This is a genomic window from Streptomyces sp. NPDC002640, from assembly GCF_053592575.1.
This window is the reverse complement of the sequence record NZ_JBSFVZ010000002.1, coordinates 215,438-238,369: the sequence shown is the minus strand read 5'-3', so window position 1 is coordinate 238,369 and position 22,932 is coordinate 215,438. Positions and strand designations below refer to the sequence as shown.

15 protein-coding genes and 1 riboswitch are annotated in these 22,932 nt (G+C 74.4%); of the genes, 9 read left to right on the top strand and 6 right to left on the bottom strand.

Translation table 11 applies throughout. The features are described from left to right. Nucleotides 1–39 precede the first annotated feature (39 nt). The 6 genes from ACWD3O_RS03645 (at nucleotide 40) to ACWD3O_RS03620 (ending at nucleotide 13,022) form a co-directional block, all read left to right on the top strand. Complete coding sequence (locus tag ACWD3O_RS03645; protein ID WP_451410522.1) at nucleotides 40–1,746, top strand: glycerol-3-phosphate dehydrogenase/oxidase; 1,707 nt, start codon at nucleotides 40–42, stop codon at nucleotides 1,744–1,746. A gap of 653 nt (nucleotides 1,747–2,399) precedes the next feature. Then, entirely contained in the window at nucleotides 2,400–4,337 is a 1,938-nt protein-coding gene (locus ACWD3O_RS03640; protein WP_451414746.1) for a protein kinase domain-containing protein, read from the top strand. A 161-nt stretch (nucleotides 4,338–4,498) separates the two neighbouring features. After that, nucleotides 4,499–7,102: a protein kinase gene (locus tag ACWD3O_RS03635; protein WP_451414745.1), complete on the top strand. Its 2,604-nt coding sequence runs from the start codon at nucleotides 4,499–4,501 to the stop codon at nucleotides 7,100–7,102. Nucleotides 7,103–7,217: 115 nt separating this feature from the next. Beyond that, the gene (locus ACWD3O_RS03630; protein ID WP_451414744.1) at nucleotides 7,218–8,963 is read left to right on the top strand and encodes a serine/threonine-protein kinase; all 1,746 of its coding nucleotides are present in this window, start codon (nucleotides 7,218–7,220) and stop codon (nucleotides 8,961–8,963) included. 223 nt (nucleotides 8,964–9,186) lie between these two features. Beyond that, nucleotides 9,187–10,821 (top strand): succinic semialdehyde dehydrogenase, encoded by a 1,635-nt coding sequence (locus ACWD3O_RS03625; RefSeq protein ID WP_451414743.1) that lies wholly within the window; start codon nucleotides 9,187–9,189, stop codon nucleotides 10,819–10,821. Between the two features lie 305 nt (nucleotides 10,822–11,126). Beyond that, the gene (locus ACWD3O_RS03620) at nucleotides 11,127–13,022 is read left to right on the top strand and encodes a GMC oxidoreductase (protein WP_451414835.1); all 1,896 of its coding nucleotides are present in this window, start codon (nucleotides 11,127–11,129) and stop codon (nucleotides 13,020–13,022) included. Nucleotides 13,023–13,440: 418 nt separating this feature from the next. On the opposite strand, the gene ACWD3O_RS03615 is transcribed toward ACWD3O_RS03620, so the two are convergent. From ACWD3O_RS03615 to ACWD3O_RS03605, 3 genes are all read right to left on the bottom strand, one after another. Further along, a complete protein-coding gene (locus ACWD3O_RS03615; RefSeq protein ID WP_451410516.1) occupies nucleotides 13,441–13,755 on the bottom strand; it encodes a chorismate mutase in 315 nt (104 codons plus the stop codon). A 285-nt stretch (nucleotides 13,756–14,040) separates the two neighbouring features. Further along, complete coding sequence (locus tag ACWD3O_RS03610) at nucleotides 14,041–14,259, bottom strand: hypothetical protein (RefSeq protein WP_451410515.1); 219 nt, start codon at nucleotides 14,257–14,259, stop codon at nucleotides 14,041–14,043. Next, nucleotides 14,246–15,655 carry a PspC domain-containing protein gene (locus ACWD3O_RS03605; RefSeq protein ID WP_451414742.1) on the bottom strand — a complete coding sequence of 470 codons (1,410 nt, stop codon included), beginning with the start codon at nucleotides 15,653–15,655 and terminating at the stop codon, nucleotides 14,246–14,248. The genes ACWD3O_RS03610 and ACWD3O_RS03605 overlap by 14 nt, the downstream gene beginning before the upstream one ends. A gap of 478 nt (nucleotides 15,656–16,133) precedes the next feature. Between ACWD3O_RS03605 and ACWD3O_RS03600 the strand changes: the two genes are divergently transcribed. Continuing rightward, nucleotides 16,134–17,426: an ATP-binding protein gene (locus ACWD3O_RS03600; protein ID WP_451414741.1), complete on the top strand. Its 1,293-nt coding sequence runs from the start codon at nucleotides 16,134–16,136 to the stop codon at nucleotides 17,424–17,426. Next, nucleotides 17,423–18,160, top strand: a complete 738-nt coding sequence (locus ACWD3O_RS03595; RefSeq protein WP_451410512.1) for a LuxR C-terminal-related transcriptional regulator — start codon at nucleotides 17,423–17,425, stop codon at nucleotides 18,158–18,160. The genes ACWD3O_RS03600 and ACWD3O_RS03595 overlap by 4 nt, the downstream gene beginning before the upstream one ends. A 41-nt stretch (nucleotides 18,161–18,201) precedes the next feature. On the opposite strand, the gene ACWD3O_RS03590 is transcribed toward ACWD3O_RS03595, so the two are convergent. Beyond that, nucleotides 18,202–19,269 (bottom strand): NlpC/P60 family protein, encoded by a 1,068-nt coding sequence (locus ACWD3O_RS03590; RefSeq protein ID WP_451414834.1) that lies wholly within the window; start codon nucleotides 19,267–19,269, stop codon nucleotides 18,202–18,204. 380 nt (nucleotides 19,270–19,649) lie between these two features. Here ACWD3O_RS03590 and ACWD3O_RS03585 point away from each other — a divergent pair, with 380 nt between their 5' ends. Next, nucleotides 19,650–20,003, top strand: coding sequence for a hypothetical protein (locus tag ACWD3O_RS03585; RefSeq protein WP_451414740.1), 354 nt, complete (start codon nucleotides 19,650–19,652; stop codon nucleotides 20,001–20,003). 75 nt (nucleotides 20,004–20,078) lie between these two features. On the opposite strand, the gene ACWD3O_RS03580 is transcribed toward ACWD3O_RS03585, so the two are convergent. Together ACWD3O_RS03580 and ACWD3O_RS03575 are read right to left on the bottom strand one after the other, a co-directional pair. Continuing rightward, nucleotides 20,079–21,242 (bottom strand): NlpC/P60 family protein, encoded by a 1,164-nt coding sequence (locus ACWD3O_RS03580; protein ID WP_451414739.1) that lies wholly within the window; start codon nucleotides 21,240–21,242, stop codon nucleotides 20,079–20,081. Between the two features lie 7 nt (nucleotides 21,243–21,249). After that, nucleotides 21,250–21,404: riboswitch (cyclic di-AMP (ydaO/yuaA leader) on the bottom strand. Nucleotides 21,405–21,630: 226 nt separating this feature from the next. Further along, nucleotides 21,631–22,914 (bottom strand): hypothetical protein, encoded by a 1,284-nt coding sequence (locus tag ACWD3O_RS03575; protein ID WP_451414833.1) that lies wholly within the window; start codon nucleotides 22,912–22,914, stop codon nucleotides 21,631–21,633. Nucleotides 22,915–22,932 lie beyond the last annotated feature (18 nt).

The window sequence follows — 22,932 nt, the reverse complement described above, 5'->3', positions numbered from 1 at the left end:
TCGACCGGCACCAACACGACGACAGCGTGGGAGGCAGCGGTGAGGACAGCGACACTCGGGCCGGAGCAGCGGGGCGAGTCCCTGGCGGCCATGGCCGAGCGGGAACTCGACGTGCTGGTCGTCGGAGGAGGCGTGGTCGGGGCCGGCACCGCGCTTGACGCGGCGACCCGCGGCCTGGTGACCGGCCTGGTCGAGGCCCGCGACTGGGCCTCCGGTACGTCCAGCCGCTCCAGCAAACTGATCCACGGCGGCCTGCGGTACCTGGAGATGCTGGACTTCGCGCTGGTCAGGGAGGCGCTGAAGGAACGCGGCCTGCTGCTGGAGCGGCTGGCGCCGCACCTGGTGAAGCCCGTCCCCTTCCTCTACCCGCTCCAGCACAAGGCCTGGGAGCGGGCCTACGCCGGCGCCGGCGTCGCGATGTACGACGTGATGTCGCTGGCCCGCGGGCACGGCCGGGGACTGCCCGGCCACCGGCACCTGACCCGCCGTCACGCCCTGCGGGTCGCCCCCTGCCTGCGCAAGGACGCGCTGACCGGCGCGCTGCAGTACTACGACGCCCAGATGGACGACGCCCGCTACGTCGCCACCCTGGTGCGGACGGCCGCCGCCTACGGGGCCAAGGTCGCCAACCGGGCCCGGGTCACCGGGTTCGTCCGGGAGGGCGAGCGGGTGGTCGGCGCCCGGGTGAAGGACCTGGAGGGCGGCGGCGAGTACGAGATCCGCGCCCAGCAGATCGTCAACGCGACCGGGGTGTGGACGGACGACACCCAGGCGATGGTCGGCGAGCGCGGCCAGTTCCACGTCAAGGCGTCCAAGGGCATCCACCTGGTCGTCCCCAAGGACCGCATCCACTCCGCGACGGGGCTGATCCTGCGGACCGAGAAGTCCGTCCTGTTCGTCATCCCCTGGGGGCGGCACTGGATCGTCGGCACCACCGACACCGGGTGGAACCTCGACAAGGCCCACCCGGCGGCCTCCAGCGCCGACATCGACTACCTGCTGGAGCACGTCAACTCGGTGCTGGCCATCCCCCTCACCAGGGACGACGTGGAGGGCGTCTACGCCGGTCTGCGGCCGCTGCTGGCCGGGGAGTCGGAGGCGACCAGCAAGCTCTCCCGCGAGCACACCGTGGCGCACCCCGTGCCGGGGCTGGTGGTGGTCGCGGGCGGCAAGTACACGACGTACCGGGTGATGGCCAAGGACGCGGTGGACGCGGCGGTGCACGGGCTCGACCGGCGGGTGGCGCCCTGCGTCACCGAGGAGATCCCGCTGGTCGGCGCGGAGGGCTACCGGGCGCTGTGGAACGCGCGGGCCCGCATCGCCGCGCGCACCGGCCTGCACGTGGTCCGGGTGGAGCACCTGCTCAACCGGTACGGCTCGCTCGCCGAGGAGGTGCTGGAACTGATCGCCGAGGACCCCTCGCTGGCCGCGCCCCTTCCCGGCGCCGACGACTACCTGCGGGCCGAGGTGGTCTACGCGGCCCGCAGCGAGGGCGCGCTGCACCTGGACGACGTGATGACCCGGCGTACCCGCATCTCCATCGAGACGTTCGACCGCGGCACCCGCAGCGCGCGGGAGGTCGCCGAACTGATGGCCCCGGTCCTCGGCTGGGACGCGGAGCGGGTGGACCGGGAGGTGGAGTACTACGAGAAGCGGGTGGAGGCGGAACGGGAGTCGCAGCGCCAGCCGGACGACCTCACGGCGGACGCGGCGAGGCTCGGGGCCCCGGACATCATCCACTCCTGACGGCCCTGCCGCCGCCCTCTCGCGGGGGACGCCGGGGCGGCTGGGCCGCGGGCGCCGTACCGCGGGGCGGGTGCGGGATGGGCTGCGGCGAGCGGTGGTGCCGATGCCCGGCGCGCGCCGGCAGAGGGGAGTGGAGCGCCGTCCTGCGCGTCCGCGCGGCGCCCCGGCCCGCGGTGACGGCCTGCGGTGACACCCCGCGGTGACACCCCGCGGTGACACCCCGTGGTGACGGCCTGCGGTGACGCGGCGTGAGTGCGCGGTGGGGCCGTGGGGGGCGCGGGTCTGCGCCTCGGTGGTGGGCGGTCGTCGGCGGTCGCGCCCGTGCCGGGAGCGGGTTCCGGCCTGTGCGGCAGGTGGCCGACCCGCGCGACGACACCGTGGGGTGCGGGCACGCCGCGGGCTTCGGGGCCGCGTCCGGAACCGTGGGACGGGACGTGGGCTTCGGCGAGGACGGGGAAGACGGGGTGGAGAGGTGGGCGGATTCGTCCGCCGTCGGGGGTGGACGAGGCGGTTTTCGCCGGTACCGTCGACCGTGGTGGCAGCCCGTCATCGGTCAAGTACGGCAAGCCGGTTCATCCCCACCCGGCGGCCCGTTCACTTGTCGGGTGGGGGACAATGGAGGCTCTGTCAGGGCGGGTTGCATGAGGGGACGCATGTCGGAGACGGAGCGGGCGGGGACACCTCGTCAGGACAGGACCGGACGTCTCCTCGCCGGGCGCTACCGGCTGGAGTCGGTGCTCGGCCGAGGCGGCATGGGCACGGTCTGGCGCGCCGAGGACGAGACGCTCGGCCGGAAGGTCGCCGTCAAGGAACTGCGATTTCCGGTCAACATCGACGATGAGGAACAGCGCCGCCTCATCACACGCACCCTGCGCGAGGCGAAGGCGATCGCGCGGATCCGCAACACCAGCGCGGTGACCGTCTACGACGTGGTCGACGAGGACGACCGGCCGTGGATCGTGATGGAGATGGTCACCGGCAAGTCCCTCGCCGAGGTGATCCGCGAGGACGGCACGCTCAACCCGCGCCGCGCCGCCGAGGTGGGCCTCGCCGTCCTCGACGTGCTGCGCTCCGCCCACCGCGAGGGCATCCTGCACCGTGACGTGAAGCCGTCCAACGTGCTGATGGCCGAGGACGGCCGGGTGGTCCTCACCGACTTCGGCATCGCCCAGATCGAGGGCGACCCCTCCCTCACCTCCACGGGCATGCTCGTCGGCGCCCCCTCCTACATCTCCCCGGAGCGCGCCCGCGGTCACAAGCCGGGCCCCGCCGCCGACCTGTGGTCGCTGGGCGGCCTGCTGTACGCGGCCGTGGAGGGCGTGCCCCCGTACGACAAGGGCTCCGCCATCGCCACGCTCACCGCGGTGATGACCGAGCCGGTGGAGGACCCCCGGCACGCCGGGCCGCTGCGCGAGGTCATCCTGGGCCTGCTGGAGAAGGACCCCGCCAAGCGGCTGGACGACGCCAAGGCGCGCGCCCTGCTCGGCGCCGTGCTCTCGGGCACCGCCGCGGAGGCCGAGTCCACGCCGGTGGACGCCGTGCGCACCGTCCCGCTGCCCGAGGAGCGCGAGGGCTCCGCCGCGCTGCCCCTCACCGGCACCACCTCCCGCCCGATCGTCGCCGGCTCCGGGAAGGACGCCGCGGGGCCCGCGGGTGGGACGGCCGCGAAGTCCGGCGCCACGTCCGCCACTCCCGGCACGCCCGCCACTTCCGCCGCGCCCGCCGCGCGGCCGGGCTGGCCCGTGATGAGCACGCCCGCCGACATGCCGGAGCGGCCCGCCGCCCCCGCGTCGTCGAAGCAGGGCGGGCCGGGCGGGCCGGGCGGCTCCCTCGGGGACGTGTTCTCCCGGCGGACCGTGCTGATCGCCGTCGCGGTGGTCGCGGTCCTCGCCGTGCTGGTCACCGTCCTGGTCAACACGCTGGGCGACGGCACGGACGACTCCGCCGGCCGGGGCGACGTGGCGGCCAGCGGCGAGCCCGAGCCCGGCGACGGGAAGTCCGGCTCCTCGGAGGGCTCCTCCGGCGAGCCCGACGACCGCACCTCCCCGAGCGCCTCCAACGACGACGGCACGGAGGACGACAAGGGCGGTGACAAGGAGGACGGCAAGGGCGGCGGCAAGGGCGACGGCAAGGGCTCGGGCGCCTCCGACGACGGTCTGCTGGAGACCACCGCGTACACGTCCCCGCAGGGCTTCACCATCGGCCTGCCCGCCGGCTGGCGCTACCGCTCCAGCGACAAGGCCGGCGCCCGCTTCACCGGCCCCGGCGACCAGCGGCTGCTGATCGGCTGGACCAGCACCCCCAAGGACGACCCGGTGGCCGACTGGGAGCAGCAGGAGAAGTACATGGCCCGCGACCAGTACCGGCGGATCGGGATAGAGGCGGTGGACTTCCGCGGCTGGAACGCGGCCGACTGGGAGTTCACCTACGCCCAGGGGGGCACCAAGTACCGGGTCGTCAACCGCGGGTTCGTGGTCAGCCCCATCCAGGGCTACGCGCTGATGTACACCGCTCCGTCCGCCGACTGGGACGGTGACCGGCGCAAGGACACCTGGGACACCCTCACCGCCACGTTCCGGCCGAAGACCTGATCCGGCGGGGCCGCGCGGTGGCAGGATGTCGCATCGGAGCGGCGGGTGTCGGCCACGGCACGTATCGTGAATCCGCGCGGACCGTACGCAGACGGAAGAACGGCCGGAACACGGCGCACACCGAACGGAACTGACCGACCGGGCGGAGCGGGGAGGGTCTGGTGGACGACTACGCGGGACGGATACTCGCCGATCGCTATCGCCTGCCCCTGCCCCCGTCCGGCGAGGACCGGTACGACCTGGCCGAGGGGCTGGCCTTCGACACCTACAGCGGCCAGGAGGTGCGGGTCCGTCAGATCCCGCTCCCCGAGGTCGTCGAGGCCGAGGTGCTGGACGCCGACGGGCTGCCCGAGGGCTTCAGCGCGGCCGCGCGGTACGGCGGGAGCCGGGACGGCGAGCCCGCGGAGCCGGCGGTGCGCCGCGCCCTGGAGGCGGCCCGGGAGGCGGCGCGCATCCCCGACCACCCCCGGCTGGACCAGGTCTACGACGTGTTCGCCGACGGCGGCTCCCTCTGGGTCGTCGGCGAGGCCGTGCCGGGCCGCCCCCTCGGGGACCTGCTCGCCGAACGCCCGCTGACCCCGTACCGCGCCGCCGAGATCGCCGCCGACGTACTGATGGCGCTCCGGGTCCTGCACGCGCACGGCTGGGTCCACCGCAACATCACCCCGCGCACGGTGCTGGTCTGCGACGACGGGCGGGTGGTGCTCGGCGGGCTGGCCGCCGGAGCCGCCGAGGAAGCCCTCTGCGGCTACGACCCGGTCCCGCCGGAGACGCCGCCGCTGGACGCCCCCGAGCCGCCCGGACCCGAACCCGGGGACTCCGGCGGCCCGGAGTCCCCGGAACCCGACGCGTCCGCCGTCCCCGCCCCGCGCGCCGTCCCGGGCCTGCCCGCGCCCTCGCCCTCGCCCTCCTCCGACCACTGGGCCCCGGCCCCGGAGGCGGCGCCGTGGCCCGGAGCGGACGGCCCCGCGTCACGCGGCGAGGACGCCACGCACCGCGCGATCGCCGCCTACCAGGAGGGCGCGCACGCCGCGGCCGCCCGGGTGGACGAGGCGCTCAGCGCCGGCCGGAGCCTGGAGGAACACGGACCCGGCGGGCGCCCGGCGCTGCCCGGAGCCCGCACACCCGTGGAGGGCGTGCCCGCGCCGGAGAAGCCCGCCGACCCGCCCGGCCGGATAGCCGATCCCTACGGCGTGCAAGGACGGCCGTCCTGGCACGGTGTCGAGCCGCGCCCCGCCGCCTCCGTCACCTGGCCGACCCCGCCCGGGTCCGCGTCGACCGCCGATCCCGTCCCCCGCACGGCGAACACGCCCGTCCCGCAGCAGGGCGGGCCCTCGCGGCACGCCCCGGCGGCTCCCGCGGCTCCGGCCGCCCCGGCGGCCTCACCGGTCCCGCCGCCGCCCCCGGGCCGCGGCCCGGCCACCGCGCTCGCCGCGGAGCGGGCCCGGCAGGCGCGGATGACGGTGGTCGGCGCGGTCACCGAGCGGTGGGCGCCCGAACAGGCCCACCCGGTGCACGACAACTGGCAGCTCGCCGCGCCCGTGGGACCGGCCACCGACCTGTGGGCGCTCGGCGCGCTGCTCTTCCGCGCCGTGCAGGGCCACGCCCCCTACCCGGAGGACTCCACCGCCGAACTGGTCCAGCTGGTGTGCGCGGAGCCGCCGGCCTTCGCCGAGGAGTGCGGGCCGCTGCGTCCCGTCGTGGAGTCCCTGTTGCGCCAGGACCCCACCGACCGGCCGGACGTCGAGGAACTCGCCGGCTGGCTGCGTTCGATGGTGCGGTCCGCGCCGGAACCCGAGGCGGGCGTCAACGTCATCGCGCTGCCGCCGGCCGACCCGGAGCGGCTGCCGATGGTGCGCCGCAAGGGCGAACTGGTGCGCCGCCGCCGGGGCTCCCGCAAGGACGGGGCCGCCCGCGCCCGCCACCGCCGCGCGGCCGCCGACCAGCCGGAACGCGCCGTGCGCGCGGAGCGGGGTGTACGCGCCGACCGGCCGCCACGCCCGGAGCGTCCGGTCCGCGCCGCACGAGCCGAACGCGCCGGGCGGGCCGTGCCGGAGGAGCGCGAGCAGTCGCCGCGCAGCCTCGGACGGACGCTGCTCGTGGCGATCCTCCTGCTGCTGGTGGCCGCCGTCGCCTACGCGGTGCTCTTCCTGCCGGAGGCCGGTGAACAGGCGGACCGGCAGGGCCGGTCCGGCAACTCCTTCCCCGCCGACACCCCGCGGAGCACGCCGCCCCCGGACGACGCGAAGCCGTCCCCGTCGGCGTCCGCGAAGGACCCCGCCGGACCCTCCGACCCGCCCGAGGGCGACCTCGCGGACGGATTCACCCTCCGCAAGGACCCCGAGGGCTTCGAGATCGCCGTCGCCGGCGGCTGGGAGCGCGCACCGCGCAACGGCCAGGGCCAGGTCGTCTACTCGCGGGGCGACTTCCGGCTGATCGTGGTGCCCGGGCGGGACAGCGCCGAGCAGTACGGCCGCGACCCGCAGGTCTACCAGCAGGAGCACGAGCCCGAACTGCAGCCCTACCGGGACTCCACCTGGGCCGGGTCGGGCGGCCTGCGCCGCATCGAGGTGGGCGGCAAGGTCATGGCCGAGGGCGAGTTCACCTGGACGGACGACCAGGGACGCAAGCTCTACGTGCGCAACCTGGCCATCCTCGACGGCGGCCGCTACCACGTGGTGCAGCTGCGCGGGCCGGACGCGGAGAAGGACCAGGTGACGCGCCTCTTCGAACAGGCGTCGACCACCTACGAGTACACCGGCTGACCACCTGCGACTGGACCGGCTGACCACCTGAGTACACCCGCCGACCGTCACGGCTCTGTGACCGCTCGTCCGGGACGGTGGCTTCGTGCGGGCCGGGCGCGATAGGGATGGGTTCATGAGCAGCGACGGGGGAGCCGGCCACCGGCCCGAGAAACCGACCAGCTACGGCCTGCAGCCGCCGGCGCCGCCCGGCGCGCCCGCCCAGCAGCCGCCGGCGCCGTACGGGGTGCCCGCGCAGCAGCAGGCGCCCCACCCGGCCGCCCGCCAGGCGCAGCCGATGCCGCAGCACGCCCACGCGCCCGCGCCGCCCCACCCGGCGACGCCCGCCCAGCCCCACCCGCACCGGCCCACCCCGGCGACGCCGGAGCGGCCGCCCGCCCAGGACCCCGGCGCGGGACGCCTGATCGCGGGCCGCTACCGGTTGCTCTCCCGGCTCGGACACGGCGGCATGGGGACCGTCTGGCGGGCCATGGACGAGACGGTGGGCCGCGAGGTCGCCGTCAAGGAGCCCCGCGTCCCGGACCACCTGCCCGCGGAGGAGCAGGAGAAGCTCTACATCCGGATGCGGCGCGAGGCGACCACCGCCGCCCGGACCGACCATCCCGCCGTGGTCACCGTCCACGACGTGGCGCTGGTCGACGGCCGGCCGTGGATCGTCATGGAGCTGGTGCGCGGCCGCTCGCTCGGCGACGTCCTCCAGGAGGGCACGCTCGACTCCCGGGAGGCCGCCCGCATCGGACTCGAGGTGCTGGGCGCGCTGGAGGCGGTGCACGCGGCGCGGATCCTGCACCGGGACGTCAAGCCGGAGAACGTGCTGTTCGGCAGCCACGACCGGGTCGTCCTCACCGACTTCGGGATCGCCCAGGCCGAGGGCGACACCAGCCTCACCGACACCGGCGCCTTCGTCGGCTCGCCCGAGTACGTCTCCCCGGAGCGGGTGCTGGGGCAGCGGCCGGGGGAGGCCTCCGACCTGTGGTCGCTGGGGGTGGTGCTGTACGCGGCCACCCAGGGCGTCTCGCCGTTCCGGCGCAGCAACGTTCCGGCGACCCTGCAGGCGGTGCTCAACTCCGAGCCGCCCGCGCCGTCCGCCTCCGGTCCGCTCGCCGAGGCGATCACCGGGCTGCTCCGCAAGGACCCGGCGCACCGGCTGGACCACGCGGGCACCCGCCGCCTGCTGGAGGCGGCGCTGCGGCCCCCGGCCCCGCCCGCCCCGCCGCGTCCGGCACCGCCCCGCGCGGGCGGGACGTGGGTGCCGCGGAAGGTGCTGTTCGGGGCGTTGGCCTGCCTGCTGGCGGCGGTGCTGGCCACCTGGCTGGTGCTGGCCGACCCGTTCGCCGGTCCCCTGCCGGACGGCTGGAAGACCCACCACCGCAAGGCGCTCGGCGTGAGCGTCGGTGTGCCCGGCAGCTACACGGCGATCGAGCCCAAGGAGACCGACTCCCAGCAGGACAAGGTCACCTTCTCCGACCCCAGCGGCGTCATATGGGTCCGGGTCGAGCGGTACTCGCGGGACGACGTCCTGCGGGACGTCGCCGTCAGCCCGGACGCGCAGATGCACGCGGAGAACGACGAGTTCGTGAAGGACGGCGAGTTCGACTTCGACATGCCGGAGAGCCCCACGACCACCCCCCGGCCGGGCCTGAAGCACCAGGACCGGCCCGCGGCGGAGAACGTCGTCGCCTTCGACACCACCGACGCGCAGGACCCCCGTCGGGTCGAGATGCGGTTCTTCTACTACGAGAACACCGACGACCGGATGTACCGGGTCGTGATCGCCTATCCGGGCAAGGGCGACGTCACCGAGCGGGGCAGGGAAGTGGCGCGGCGGACCATCGAGAACCTGGTCTTCGACCCGGCCTGACGCGTCGTCCCGGGGCCCGGCGCGGACGCCCCGCCGGGCCCGCGGCGACCGCCGGGCGTCACCCGGCCGAAACCGGGCCGGAAGAGTTCTGCGAACCTGTTTCCCGTCGCACAACCCCTGATCAGGGCTTTTGTGCCAGCGATCACTGGCATGATGTGTCCACGAGGTGAAGGGGGTTACCGATGGGTACCCAAAGTGTTTCGACCGTCATACCCTGCGCGTCATGACGGAGACGCAGGCCCCGCGGGCGCGGAGGACGGACAGCGGCACGGCCGGCACCAACCCGGTGGCCGCCGCGCCGTCCGGCGCGCGCGCCATCGCCGACGTGGTGACGCCGGAACGGGTGGCGCGGCTGACCAGGGGTGTGACCGGTACCGGCCTCACCTTCAACCACAGTCCGTTCACCGGTGAACGGCTCGCCGACCTTCCGGAGACCTCCGTCGAGGAGGTCGCGACGGCGTTCGAGCGTGCCCGCGCGGCGCAGAAGGCCTGGGCCGCCGTCCCGGTGCGCCGCCGCGCGGCCGTCCTGCTCCGCTTCCACGACCTGGTGCTCCAGCGCCAGGCCGAGATCCTCGACCTGATCCAGGCCGAGACCGGCAAGGCCCGCCTGCACGCCCACGAGGAGCTGCAGGCCGTCGCCATGGCCGCCCGCCACTACGGCAGGAAGGCCCCGGCCTACCTGGCCCCCAAGGGTCACCTGGGCGCGGTGCCGGTGCTCACCAAGGTCGAGGAACTGCGCCACCCGCGCGGGGTGATCGGCCAGATCGCCCCCTGGAACTATCCGCTGGAGCTGTCCGTCGGCGACGCGCTGCCCGCGTTCGTGGCGGGCAACGCCGTGGTGATGAAGCCGGACACCGAGACCGCGCTGACCGCCCTGTGGGCGCGCGAGACGCTGATCGAGGCCGGGCTGCCCGCCGACGTCTGGCAGGTCGTCATCGGCGAGGGTCCGGTGGTCGGCCCCGAGGTGGTCCGCCACGCCGACTACGTCTCGTTCACCGGCTCCACCCGCACCGGCCGTGAGGTCGCCGAACGCGCCGCCGCCCGTCTGGTCGGCGTCTCGCTGGAACTCGGCGGCAAGAACGCCATGGTGGTCCTCGACGACGCCGACCTGGACAAGGCCGCCGAGGGCGCGGTGCGCGCCTGCTTCTCCACCGCCGGCCAGCTCTGCATCTCCATCGAGCGGCTCTTCGTCCACGCGTCGGTGGCCGACGCCTTCCTGGAGCGGTTCGTCGCCCGGACCAAGGCGCTCAGGCTGGGCAACTTCCTGGGATACGGCGCCGACATGGGATCCCTGGCCAGCGAACGCCAGATGGAGACCACCATGCGGCACGTCGAGGACGCGGTGGCCAAGGGCGCCACGGTCCTCGCCGGCGGTGTCGCCCGGCCCGACGTCGGCCCGTACTTCTACGAGCCGACCGTCCTGGACGGCGTGGAAGCCCCCATGTCGGTCTGCTCCGAGGAGACCTTCGGCCCGGTCGTCTCGGTCTACCGCTTCGCCGACGTGGAGGAGGCCGTGGAGCGGGTCAACGGCACCGACTACGGCCTCAACTCGTCCATCTGGTCCAAGGACACCCGCCGTGCCCGGCGCATCGCCGCCCGGCTGCAGACCGGCACCGTCAACATCAACGAGGGCTTCGCGCCCGCCTACGGCAGCGCCCGCTCGCCGATGGGCGGCATGAAGGACTCCGGCCTGGGCCGCCGTCACGGGTCCGAGGGCATCCTCAAGTACACCGAGGCGCAGACCGTCGCCGTGCAGCGGCTGATGCCGCTGGCGCCGTCGTTCGGCCTCAGCGACGAGCAGTACGCGAACGTGCTCAGCCTGGGCCTGAAGGTGATGAAGGCCTTCCGCCTGCGCTGACCGCCCCCGCGGCGGCGGGCCGCACCACGCCCGCCGCCGCACCAGGGTCTCCGCAGCCGCCCTCCCCGCAACCGCCTTTCCCCCGCAACCGCCCTTCCCCCCGCAGTCGACCACCGCACCGGACCCGTCCCACCGCACCGGACCGACCGGTCGGACCGCCGCACCGGACCGCCTTACCCATCGCCCGCCCCGGTTCTCAACCGTTCTCAGTGAGGAGCGCGCACGTGTCGCAGGAGAACGCTTCGCAGGAGAAGACCGCAGGCCTTTCCGACGCCCCGCAGGGCCGGCCGCCCTACGACTACGACGTGGTCGTGGTCGGCTCCGGCTTCGGGGGTTCCGTCACCGCGCTGCGGCTCACCGAGAAGGGCTACCGGGTCGGTGTCCTGGAGGCGGGCCGCAGGTTCACCCGGGAGACCCTGCCGAAGAACTCGTGGGACCTGAAGAAGTTCCTCTGGGCCCCGCAACTCGGCATGTACGGCATCCAGCGCATCCACCTGCTGGGCAACGTGATGGTGCTGGCCGGCGCCGGGGTCGGCGGTGGCTCGCTCAACTACGCCAACACCCTGTACGTGCCGCCGACGCCCTTCTTCAAGGACCCGCAGTGGAAGGACATCACCGACTGGGAGGAGGAGCTGAAGCCGTACTACGACCAGGCGCAGCGCATGCTGGGCGTGCGGCTCAACCCCACCATGACCCCCTCGGACGTCCACCTGAAGGCGACCGCCGAGCGGATGGGCGTGGGGGACAGCTTCCACCTGGCGCCGGTCGGCGTGTTCTTCGGCGACGGCGAGGACGCGGACGGCGGCGTCACCGCGCGGCCCGGCGAGGCGGTCGCCGACCCGTACTTCGGCGGGGTCGGCCCCAGCCGCACGGCCTGCTCCGAGTGCGGCGAGTGCATGACGGGCTGCCGCCACGGCGCCAAGAACACCCTCAACGAGAACTACCTGTACCTCGCCGAGAAGGCCGGCACGACGGTGCACCCGATGACCACCGTGCGGTCCGTCACCGAGGACGGCCACGGCGGATTCCTGGTCGACGCCGTCGGCACCGACCGCAAGAGGCTCGGCAAGGGGCGCGTCTTCCGCGCACGTCACGTGGTGGTGGCCGCCGGCACCTACGGCACGCAGACGCTGCTGCACCGGATGAAGGCGGGCGGGCAGCTGCCCCGGATCTCCGGCAAGCTGGGCATGCTCACCCGCACCAACTCCGAGGCGCTGGTGGGCGCGCAGACCGACGACCGGCGCTACCGCCGGGTGACCGGGCAGCCCAAGGTCGACTTCACCCGGGGCGTCGCCATCACCTCGTCCATCCACCCGGACGCCAACACCCACATCGAACCCGTCCGCTACGGCAAGGGCTCCAACGCCATGGGTGCCCTCACGGTGCTCCAGGTGCCGTACGCCGCCAAGGGCACGGGCCCGGCGCGGGTCCTGGGCTGGCTGGGCAACGGGCTGCGCCACCCGCTGCTGACCCTGCGGTCGCTGTCCAACCGGCGCTGGTCGGAGCGGACCATCATCGGCCTGGTGATGCAGTCCCTGGACAACTCGCTGACCACGCACCTGAAGCGCACGGGCCTCGGCAAGGGCCTGCTCACCGCGCGGCAGGGCCACGGGGCGCCCAACCCGAAGCAGATCAAGGCGGCGGTGGAGGCGGCCTCGCTGCTGTCGGAGGAGATCAACGGTTTCGCCGGCAGCAACGTCGGCGAGCTCACCGGCATGCCGCTGACCGCGCACTTCCTGGGCGGCTGCCCCATCGGCGACTCGCCGGAGACCGGCGTGATCGACCCGTACCACCGGCTGTACGGACACCCGGGGATCTCCGTGGTGGACGGCTCGGCGGTCTCCGCGAACCTGGGCGTCAACCCCTCGCTGACCATCACGGCGCAGGCCGAGCGGGCGATGTCGTTCTGGCCCAACAAGGGCGAGGAGGACCCGCGGCCGGCGCAGGGCGAGGCGTACCGGCGACTGGCCGCGGTGCCGCCGCGGACACCGGTGGTGCCGGAGAAGGCCTTCGCGGCGCTGAAGCTGCCGTTCCTCGGCATGCCGGTGGTGCCGCCGAAGAAGGCGGACACGGGAGCGGCGGCGTCAGGAGCGGCGTTGGGAGCGGCGTCGGAGTCGCCCGCGGCGATCACCATGCCGAAGCCGGCCGAGACGGACCCGGCGGACCCGCCGACCGTTGAGGCCGCGGGGACGGCCGAGTAGCGCCCGTCCTCGACAACTCCCTGGACCGGGACCGTGGGTGGCGGTCCCTGTCGGCCGGCTCCGGGCGTCCCCGGAGCCGGCCGTTTTTCCGGTTGGACCGGGCTGCTGTCCCCTGCCGTCCGGTCACCACCCTGGAGCGACGGTCCCACGGCGCACGGCACGGTGTTCCGTGCGCCTCATCGCTCCAGCAAGCCACGCGTGGGTTTTTTCGGGAGCCGTGCCTGGCCGGCACGGACAACCGGACCAACGAAGGGTGCGGGTGGACGGTCACGGTCCCGGACGGGTGACCGTGCGGCGGTCCGGCGTCGACGGGTGGGCGGGGCGGCTGGTCCGGTCCGTCCGGCCCGTCCGGTCCATCTGGTCTGCCTGGTCCGTCCGGTGCGTCGGCCCGTGCGGGCGGGCTCTTCGGGACGGCGGTTCACACGCGGCCGCGGGAGAGCTCCAGGATGGTCATCGCCAGGGAGGTGCCCGGCCGGCCCAGGGCGTCGCGGTAGCGGGAGAGGACCTCCATCTCGCGGGACAGGTTCACCCGGCGGCCACCGGCGGAGATGCGGGTCTGCTGGATCACGGAGGACACGGCCATGCGTTCCTGCACCAGCCCCAGGATGCGGTCGTCGAGGGCGTCGATCCGCGTCCGGGCGTCGGCGATGACCTCGGCCGGGTCCGTGTCCTGGGCGGTGGGGCCGGTGGACGCGGGGGTGGCCAGGGGGGTCGTGGTGGGGGTGATGCTCATCGGGGTCTCCTCCGTGGTGTGCGGTGAGGCCCCGGCGCCGGTGGGTCCGGGAAAACGACAGGCGCCCCGGGCCTTGCCGGCCCGGGGCGCCTGGGAAGTCGCTCTGCGGTCTATCCGCGGTGAGCAGCACGACCATGGCAGCCGGCGGGCCGGGTGCCATAGGTAAACGTGTAGCTCGAAAGCGCGGACATGAGGCCAGTATGGCCGGAGGGACGCCCGGGCTCCAACCCGGCCCGCATCGTGAGACTCCCGTCCACGGTGAGGCGCGCCGCGGCGCCGCGGGTGTCAGGTCGCGGGGTCGTCGCCGGAGTCCCGTCCGGAGCGGAGGGTGCGGGCGACCAGGCCGGCCGCCCCGGCCAGCGAGAGGCCGCCCACCACCAGCGGAATCGCCACGAACCACGGCACGCTCCACTCCCCGGCGGCGTCGCCCGCGAAGAGCACGCCGGTCGTGATCAGGACCAGGCCGGCGGTGAAGCGCCCCGGCTGGAACTCATGACGCCACACGGGTCACCTCCACGTTCCCGGCGCCCACCTCGAGGCGCAGGTCGATCGTCCCGGCCGGCCGGTCGTCCTGGCCGTCGCCGTCCCCGCCGTCCGCCGCGGGCAGTGTGTACTCCTCGATCAGCCCGCCGCCGAGGCCGGTGTCCTTCCCGGCGGCGGCGGGCGAACGGATGTCGCCCATGCCGACCTCGATCCGCGTCCTGACCCTCAGGTCGTCCGGGACGATCACCTCCAGCCGCCCGGTGCCGACATCGGCCTCGACCGGCACCGTCTGCCCGTCCGTCACCGGCAGGCGTGTCAGGTCCAGTCGGGCCAGGCCCATGCCCAGCTGGTAGCCGTCGCGGGCCTCGGCCGCGGAGGCCGGACGCCATTCCACGCGCATCCAGTCCGCGTCCACGCTCCTCGGCAGGGCCGCCGACACGGTCAGCAGGGCCGCCGTGACCAGGCCCCAGAAGACGGTGCCGGCGCCGGTGCGGCCGAGGAAGGAGCTGACGGCCAGGCCGAGCCCGAGGACCAGCAGGGCGCAGGCCAGGCCCTGCTGGACGGCGCTGACGGCCGGGGTGCCGTCCCCGCCCAGGCCGGTGGCCAGCACTCCCGCCGCCACGGCCAGCAGGAACGTCGTCCCGCCGAGGGAACGGGGGCGCGGCCCCGCGCTCCGGGACCGGCCCGCACTCGGAGCCCGGCCGGCCGCGCCATCCGCGGCGGTGGCGCCGCCGCGGGAGATGGTGAGCGCCGCCGCGAGGTCCCTGTCGGAGGTGTTCCGCAGGTCGCCGGGGCCCCACAGGTAGCCCGTGCCCCCGACGAAGGTGCCGTCCTTGACGATCGGCTCCCGCCACCAGGACGGGCCCGGGACCGCGACCGGGGGAGCCTGCGCCTCCGGCGGGGCGTCGGCCGCGGCCTGGGCGGCCAGCGGGTCCGGCCCGGGAGCGTCCCGGTGACGGGACCAGTAGCCCGCCCCGGCCAGCAGCAGGGCGAGCACCGCGCCGAAGGTCAGCACCCCGCCGTTGCCCAGCATGGACAGGAACACCCCGCAGCCCACCAGGGCGAACAGCACCGAGGCCAGCGCCGGACCGTCCACCCGGCCGGTGAGCAGGCGGCGTATCTCGTTCTCCTCCTCGCCCTCGTAGGGGACCAGGAGCCAGGCGAAACCGTAGAAGACGAGACCGATGCCGCCGGTCGCCGAGAGCACCGCGAGGGTGATCCGGAAGATCACCGGGTCCATGTCGCACTGCCGGCCCAGACCCGCGCAGACGCCGCCGAGCATCTTGTACCGCCGGTCGCGCCGCAGCGGCCGTGGTTCCCGCTCCTGTTCCGGCCGCTCGTCGGCGGTCGCGGACGCACCGGCGCGCCGCCCCGCGTCGGCGGACGCGGGGTCGTGCGGGTGGTGGTGATCCGTCATGCCTTCATGGTGACGGGCGGGACGCCCCAGCGGGAGTCGGGACGACCCTGGGAAGACCCTGAGATCCTCCCCGAGGTCCCGGGCCGAAGCCTCTTGTGCTGAAGCCTCTCGTGCCGAAGCCCTGGGCCGAAGCCCTGGGCCGAGGACCCGGTCGAGGTCCCGGGCGCCGAGGCTGGACACCGAGGCAGGGCCGACGCCGGGCCGAGATCGGAGCCGACGCCGCCGGGCCTGGGCCGGAGCGGAGCAGGCCGGGGGGGCGAGGCCGACGCCGGGCCGGGGCCGAGGCCGAGGCAGGCCGGGGTGTCGGGGCCGACGGTATGCCCTGGGCGCCCGCCGCGGAGTGGTCCGCCGTCCCGGCGGTGGGCCGCGCCCCGGCGTCCCGGAGGGGAACCGTTCGAGGCGCGCCGGGGTGGGGATCAGGGTCCTCTCGGGGGCGGACCCTGATGACCCGGAGGACGCGGCGTGTGACGATCGTGGCATGCCGGAAGCCGCAGCAGTACTCGACGAACAGCGGCCGCCGCGCAAGCTCTACCGCAGCGGCGACGGACGCTGGCTCGGGGGCGTGGCGCGGGGGCTCGCCGGGCATCTCGGCCTGCCCGTGGCCTGGGTCCGCCTGACCTTCGTGGGCCTGTTCGTGGCGCAGGGGCTGGGGGCGCTGCTCTACGCGGCGTTCTGGTTCTTCGTCCCGCTGGGCGTCGGCGGCGTCGGTGCGGCGGACGGCCGGAAGCAGCAGGCCGCGTCGGCGTCCGGGGCCTCCTCGCCGCGCCGACTGGTGGCGCGCAAGCCCGACCGGGGGCAACTGGTCGCGCTGCTGCTGATGGTGGTGGTCGCGCTGGTCTTCGTGGGCAGTGTGGACCTGGGCGGCGGGACGCGGGCCTACCTGTGGCCCGCGGTGCTGGTCGCGGCCGGTGTGGCCCTGGTGTGGCGTCAGGCGGACAACGCGCGGCGGGCCCGCTGGATGGAGGTCGGCCGCCGTCGCCGCACGGTGACGCTGGCCCGCGCGGCGGCGGGCGTCCTGCTGGTGACGGCCGGCGTCTCGGGGATGTTCGTCCTGCAGGGCTCGGCCGCCCACCTCGGCTCCGTGCTGCAGGCCGCGCTGGCCGTCCTGGTCGGCGTGGCCCTGCTCGCCGGCCCCTACCTGGTGCGGATGACCCAGGACCTCTCCGCGGAACGGCTGATGCGCATCCGCGCCCAGGAACGCGCCGAGGTGGCCGCCCACGTCCACGACTCGGTGCTGCACACGCTGACGCTGATCCAGCGCAACGCCGACAGCCCCGGCGAGGTCCGCCGGCTGGCCCGGGCCCAGGAGCGCGAGCTGCGGGCCTGGCTGTACCGGCCCGAGGGCTCCGGCAAGGAGGAGGAGACCGAGCCGGAGACGCTCGCCGAGGCGGTCCGGAGCACCGCGGCCGAGGTGGAGGACAAGCACGGCGTCCCCCTCGAGGTCGTGGTGGTCGGCGACTGCCCGCTCGACGAGAAACTGGCCGCCCAGATCCAGGCCGCGCGGGAGGCCATGGTGAACGCCGCCAAGTACGGTGGCGACGGCGGGCCGGTCCAGGTCTACGCCGAGGTGGAGGGGAGGACGGTGTTCGTGTCCATCCGCGACCGCGGCCCCGGCTTCGACCTGGACGCGATACCCGCCGACCGGATGGGTGTCCGGGAGTCGATCATCGGCCGCATGGAACGCAACGGCGGCACGGCCCGTGTGCGGGCCGCGCCCGACGGGGGCACCGAGGTCGAGCTGGAGATGGAGAGGGCGGAGAGGACGTCATGAGCGACGCGACCGGAGCCACCGGCCCCGAGGGCACGGGCATCGAGGCGGGCACGGGCGGCGAGCCGGGTGCCGGACGCCGGGTGAGGGTCGTGCTCGTCGACGACCACCGCATGTTCCGCACGGGGGTGCGCGCCGAGATCGGCGAGACGGAGCGCACCGGAGTGGAGGTGGTCGGCGAGGCCGCCGACGTCGACCAGGCGGTCACGGTGATCACCGCCACGCGGCCCGAGGTCGTCCTGCTCGACGTCCACCTGCCGGGCGGCGGCGGCGTCGAGGTGCTGCGCCGGTGCGCGGGCCTCGCCTCCGACCCGGAGCAGCCGGTCCGGTTCCTCGCCCTCTCGGTGTCCGACGCCGCGGAGGACGTGATCGGCGTCATCCGCGGCGGTGCCCGCGGGTACGTCACCAAGACGATCACCGGGTCGGACCTGGTCGACTCGGTCTTCCGGGTCCAGGAGGGCGACGCGGTGTTCTCGCCCCGGCTGGCCGGCTTCGTCCTGGACGCCTTCGCCTCCACCGACGCCCCGCCGGTGGACGAGGACCTGGACCGGCTCACCCAGCGGGAGCGGGAGGTGCTCCGGCTGATCGCGCGCGGCTACGCCTACAAGGAGATCGCCAAGCAGCTCTTCATCTCGGTGAAGACGGTGGAGTCGCACGTCTCGGCGGTCCTGCGCAAGCTCCAGCTCTCCAACCGGCACGAGCTGACCCGCTGGGCCACGGCCCGACGCCTGGTCTGACGGCGGGCCTGCCCGTCCCCGCCCCGCGCGCTCCGGTCCGCTCAGACCACGCGGGTCGCCCCGGCGAAGGGCATTTCGTCGATGGGGGCGATCCGGACCGGGGCCGAGGGGTTCGGCGCGTGGATCATCCTGCCCTGGCCGATGTACATGCCCACATGGGTGACGCCCGGGTAGAAGAACACCAGGTCGCCGGGGCGGAGCTGGGAACGGGACACGCGCCGGCCGGCGTCGATCTGGGCGTAGGTGGTGCGGGGCAGGGAGACCCCCGCGGAGCGGTAGGCGGCCTGGATCAGTCCGGAGCAGTCGAAGGCGTTGGGCCCGGTGGCGCCCCAGACGTAGGGGCTGCCGAGCTTCCGCTGGGCGTAGGCGATGGCGGCCGCCGCGCGGGAGTCGGGTGCGGAGATCCTGCCGCCGGAGCCCTGGGTGCCGGCGGACCCGCCGCCCTTGCCCGGTGACGCCTCCGCGCCGCCGCCCGACGCCTCCGCGAGGCGGGCGCGTTCCTCGGCGGTCAGCCGGGAGAGCAGCCGGCGGGCCTTCTCCAGCTTCCCGGTGACGGTCCGCTTGTGACGCTCGGCCCGCTCCTGCTGGTCGCGCAGCCGCTCCAGTTCGGTCCGGGCGTCGTCCCGCACCTCGTCGAGTTCGCGGATCTGCTGCGACACGGAGGCGATCTCGGTGGCCTGGAGGTCGCCGGCGCGCTGGGCGAAACCCGCGTCCCGCAGGAAGCGGTCGGGGTCGGAGGAGAGCGCCAGCTGCATGGCGGGGTCGAGACCGTTCCCGGAGCGGTACTGGGCGGCGGCGGCCGAGCCCAGTGCCTCACGCGCCTCGTTCAGCTCCTCGGCCCGCCGGGCGGCCTCGTCCTGCAGCTGGTCCACCCGGCGTTCGGCGACCCGGGTCCTCTCCTGGGCGCCGTTGTACTTCTCGGTGGCCGCCTCGGCCTCCCGGTACAGCTGGTCGACCTCTTCCCTGACCTGTTCCGGCGTCGGCTTCGGCGCCGCGTGTCCGACCCCCTCGAGTCCCGCCGAGGCCGCCGCTCCCGCGAGTACCGCGGTGAGCAGGGTGCGTGCCCTGCCGCCGCTCCGGTGCTGTGGGGGTTTGCGGTGCGATGCCACGTTGGAGTCCACGTCCTTCCGTACGTCCCGCCCCACTGGAGGGACGGTCACACAATCCGGCGGCGGCCCGCACAGGGGAGGCGGGCCGCCGCCGGACCTTCGATGGGGTGGCCGACGCCGTCCGGTCGGGACGACAGGTGGGGGAGCCGGTCACCTGGGGGAGGACGCTAATCCGGTAGGTCACCGTACGGTAACGGTTTGTGCGGAGATGACTGCAAAGAGTCACGGGCGGACTCGAGAGGGTTGTAAGGCGCTTCGGTCATGACGGATCGATGTGCTCTCACGACCGTTTGTGCACGTCCGGGGCGGGTGGGGCGGGAGGGGCGTTACGCGGCGGCCCGCCGCGGGAGCCGCCGCGGGCGGTGGCTAGGCTCCCCGGCATGGACGTACTCCTGCACATCTTCGTCGGTCTTCACATCATCGGTATCGCCGCGCTGCTCGGCGGTTTCTTCCACCAGATGAAGGCCATCGGTCAGGGCACCGCCCGCTTCACCCCGGGCATGCTGCACGGCGCCCTCACCATGCTGGTCACCGGCATCGTCCTGGTGGGCCTCAACGAGGCCCAGGGCGCCTCGGTCAACCACGTCAAGATCGGCATCAAGCTGCTGCTGCTGATCGTGATCCTCGGCCTGGTCTACGTGAAGCGTGACGAGGAGCGGGTGTCCAAGGGGCAGTTCGCCCTGGTGGGGGCGCTCACCACGGTCAACATCTTCATCGCGGTGCTGTGGACGTGATCCCGCGTCCCTGACGCGTACCGCGACGGCCCGCACGCCAGGAGCGTGCGGGCCGTCGCGCGTCCTCGGGGCCGTTCAGGAGGGGCGCACGATGCTGTGGATGGAGCCCTCGCCGTCGTAGTAGATCGACTCCTCGCGGACGTTCGTGCCCGGCTTCGGAGCGTGGACCATCATGCCGCCGCCGATGTAGACGCCCACGTGGGTGACGTCGTCGTAGAAGAAGACCAGGTCGCCCGGCTGCGCCTGGGAGACCGGGACGGTGGTCCCGGCGTCGACCTGGTCGTAGGTGGTGCGCGGCAGGTCCACGCCGGCGGCCTTCCAGGCGGCCTGGGTGAGACCCGAGCAGTCGTAGGAGTCCGGGCCGGTCGCGCCCCACACGTAGGGCAGGCCGATCTGGGCCTCGGCGAACGCGACGGCCTTCTGGCCCTGCGAGGCGGAGGCGTCGGTGGAGCCGCCGGAGCCGGTGTCGCCGCCGGTGGAGCCCTCCTCGGCGGCTTCCTCGGCCTCCTCGGCCGCCGCCTCCTGACGGGCCTTCTCCTCGGCGGCCTGCTGCCGTGCCAGTTCCTCGGCCTTGCGGCGGGCCTCCTCCTCCTTTGTCCGCTCGATCTCGGCGAGCCGCGCCTTCTCCTCGGCGGTCAGCTCGGCCAGCAGTTCGCGGGCGTCGCTCAGCTTCTTCTGGACGGTCGCCTTGCTGGTGCGGAGCTCCTCCTCGGAGGAGCTCAGGGTCTCCATGCTCTCGGAGGCCTCCTGCCGCTTCTCGGCGGTGGCGGCCTGCCGCTCCACGAACGCGTCGACCGCCTCCTGCTGGCGGGCGGTCAGACGGTCCATCAGCTGGGCCTGCCCGAAGTAGTCCTCGGGGGCCTCGGCGAGGAGGAAGGTGGCGGTGTCGGGGAGCGCGGTGCCGGAGCGGTACTGGGCGGCGGCGTACGAACCGAGCTTCTCGCGGGCCTCGTTCAGCTCGTCGGTGCGCTCGGCGACCTCGTCGAGCAGCTTGTCGAGCTCCTGGCGCTGGGCCTCGCTCTGCTCCTTGGCGGAGTTGTACTTCTCGGTCGCCGCCTCGGCCTGGCGGTAGAGGCCGTCGACCTTCTCCTGGACCTCTTCGAGGCTCGGGCGGTCGGACGGGGCGGCCTGGGCGGTCTGGCCCAGCAGGGCCAGGGAGGTGAGGGCGACGGTCGCCAGGGCGGGGGTGCGTATGCCCGCGAGCAGACCCGCGGGGCGGGGTTTTCGGTGCGACGCCAAGGCGGCGACTCCTTCCGTCTCCCGCCTACCGGGTCAGCTGTCGGGTTCGGGCGGCAGTTCCGGAAGGGTTGCCCTACGGTCCGGCGGGGCCGGAACGATTCACCCCAGGTGGTGCGTGCGGGCCCGGCTCCGGCGCGGGGCCGGACTCGGCGGGGGCCGCACGGACCGGCGAGGTTCGCGGGTCGGGGTCGGACGGCCCGCGCGGCACGTTAGCCAACGTGTGGGGTCCGTGTGAAGGACGGTGTGCGATATGCCCGATACGTTTTCGTGACCTTGTCCTGAGCGTGGCGCTGCGTCACACCGGGGCGGCTGGTGGTAACCATCGCCCCCGCGTCCCGCTCCTCCTGGCGTATGCCCCGCAAGGGGGTGCCGCGCGGACGCAAGGGGGTCACTCGGTGACGTCGACGACCACCCGGTTGGTCTCGAGGCCGGCCGCGGTGACGACCTGGACCTCGACGCGGCCGGGCTCGACGTCGGCCGGCACCGGCACCGTCAGCACCGTGTCGGACGGGTTGCTGAAACCGCCCGCCACCGGCACCAGCGGCACGTGGACGTTGACCGCTCCTATGCGGACGACCATCCGCGACAGACGGTCCGCGCCCTGCGCCCCCGGCGGCACGAAGCCCGCCCCGCGGATCTCGATGTCGTCGCCTGTGCGGATCGGCCCGTCGAGGTCCCCCGCCTCCCGGGCCCGCACCACGGAGAGCACGACCGGACGGCCGCCCTCCGCGTACTTGCCGGCCAGGTAGGTCGCCGCCGAGATCAGCACCACCACGGCCAGCCCCCACGGCAGGTCGGGCAACTGCTCCGGCTTGCGCGCCAGCCGGACCAGGCCGAAGACCAGCGCCACCGCGGAGATCACGACGTACTGGATGTCGGCGAAGCTGCCGCGCCCGGCGTCGTCGGTCAGCAGGTCCGCCGCGCGCGGCCGGTGCGCGCGCACCTTCTGCAGCCGCTGCCCCTGCACGCGCAGGCTCACCACCCGGCGGACCAGTACCGCGATGGCGCACACCACGGCCAGCACCGTCACCATGCCCGCCCCGCGCGCCAGGTCGAGGCCCGCGATCAGCGCGTCGCGCTCCCGGTGCCCGGAGGCGGCGGCGAGCTGGCCGGCCAGGGTGAGCACGGCGAAGGCGGTGAACAGCACCCACGCGACGGCCACCGCGCGCGAGGTGGACAGACGGTTGTCCTCGCCGATCACCGGCGCGAGCACCCCGCCGCGAGCGCGGTGGTACCAGGAGGCGGCGGAGAGCGCGGCGGCCGTCACCAGGGCCGCGAGCAGCCCGGCCGTCCGGGCCGGTGTCCATCCCGCCCCGATCGCGGTGAGGGCCTGCACCAGCAGGAGCAGCAGTACCGCTCCCCACACGGCGTAGAGCGTGACCCGCCACAGCCGTGCCAGCCAGGCCTGGCCCTCGGCCCGGCTGCGCTCGGCGACCTCCGCGGCGGACTGGGTCAGCTCGTCGGAGACCCACTGCCGCGAGGCGGACGCCGAGTGGGCGACCGCGGCGGGCAGTCCCTTTCCGGCGGCGAACTCGTCCCGCTGGTGGAGGAAGGCCGCCACGGCCTTCCGGTGTCCCGCGCGTGCGCCGTGCGGACAGTCCCCGCACGTGCAGCCGCCCTCATGGGTGTCCTTCGCCGCGTCGGCGCCCTGCCGCGCCTCCTGCACCGCCACGCCGTGTCCGCCTTCCGC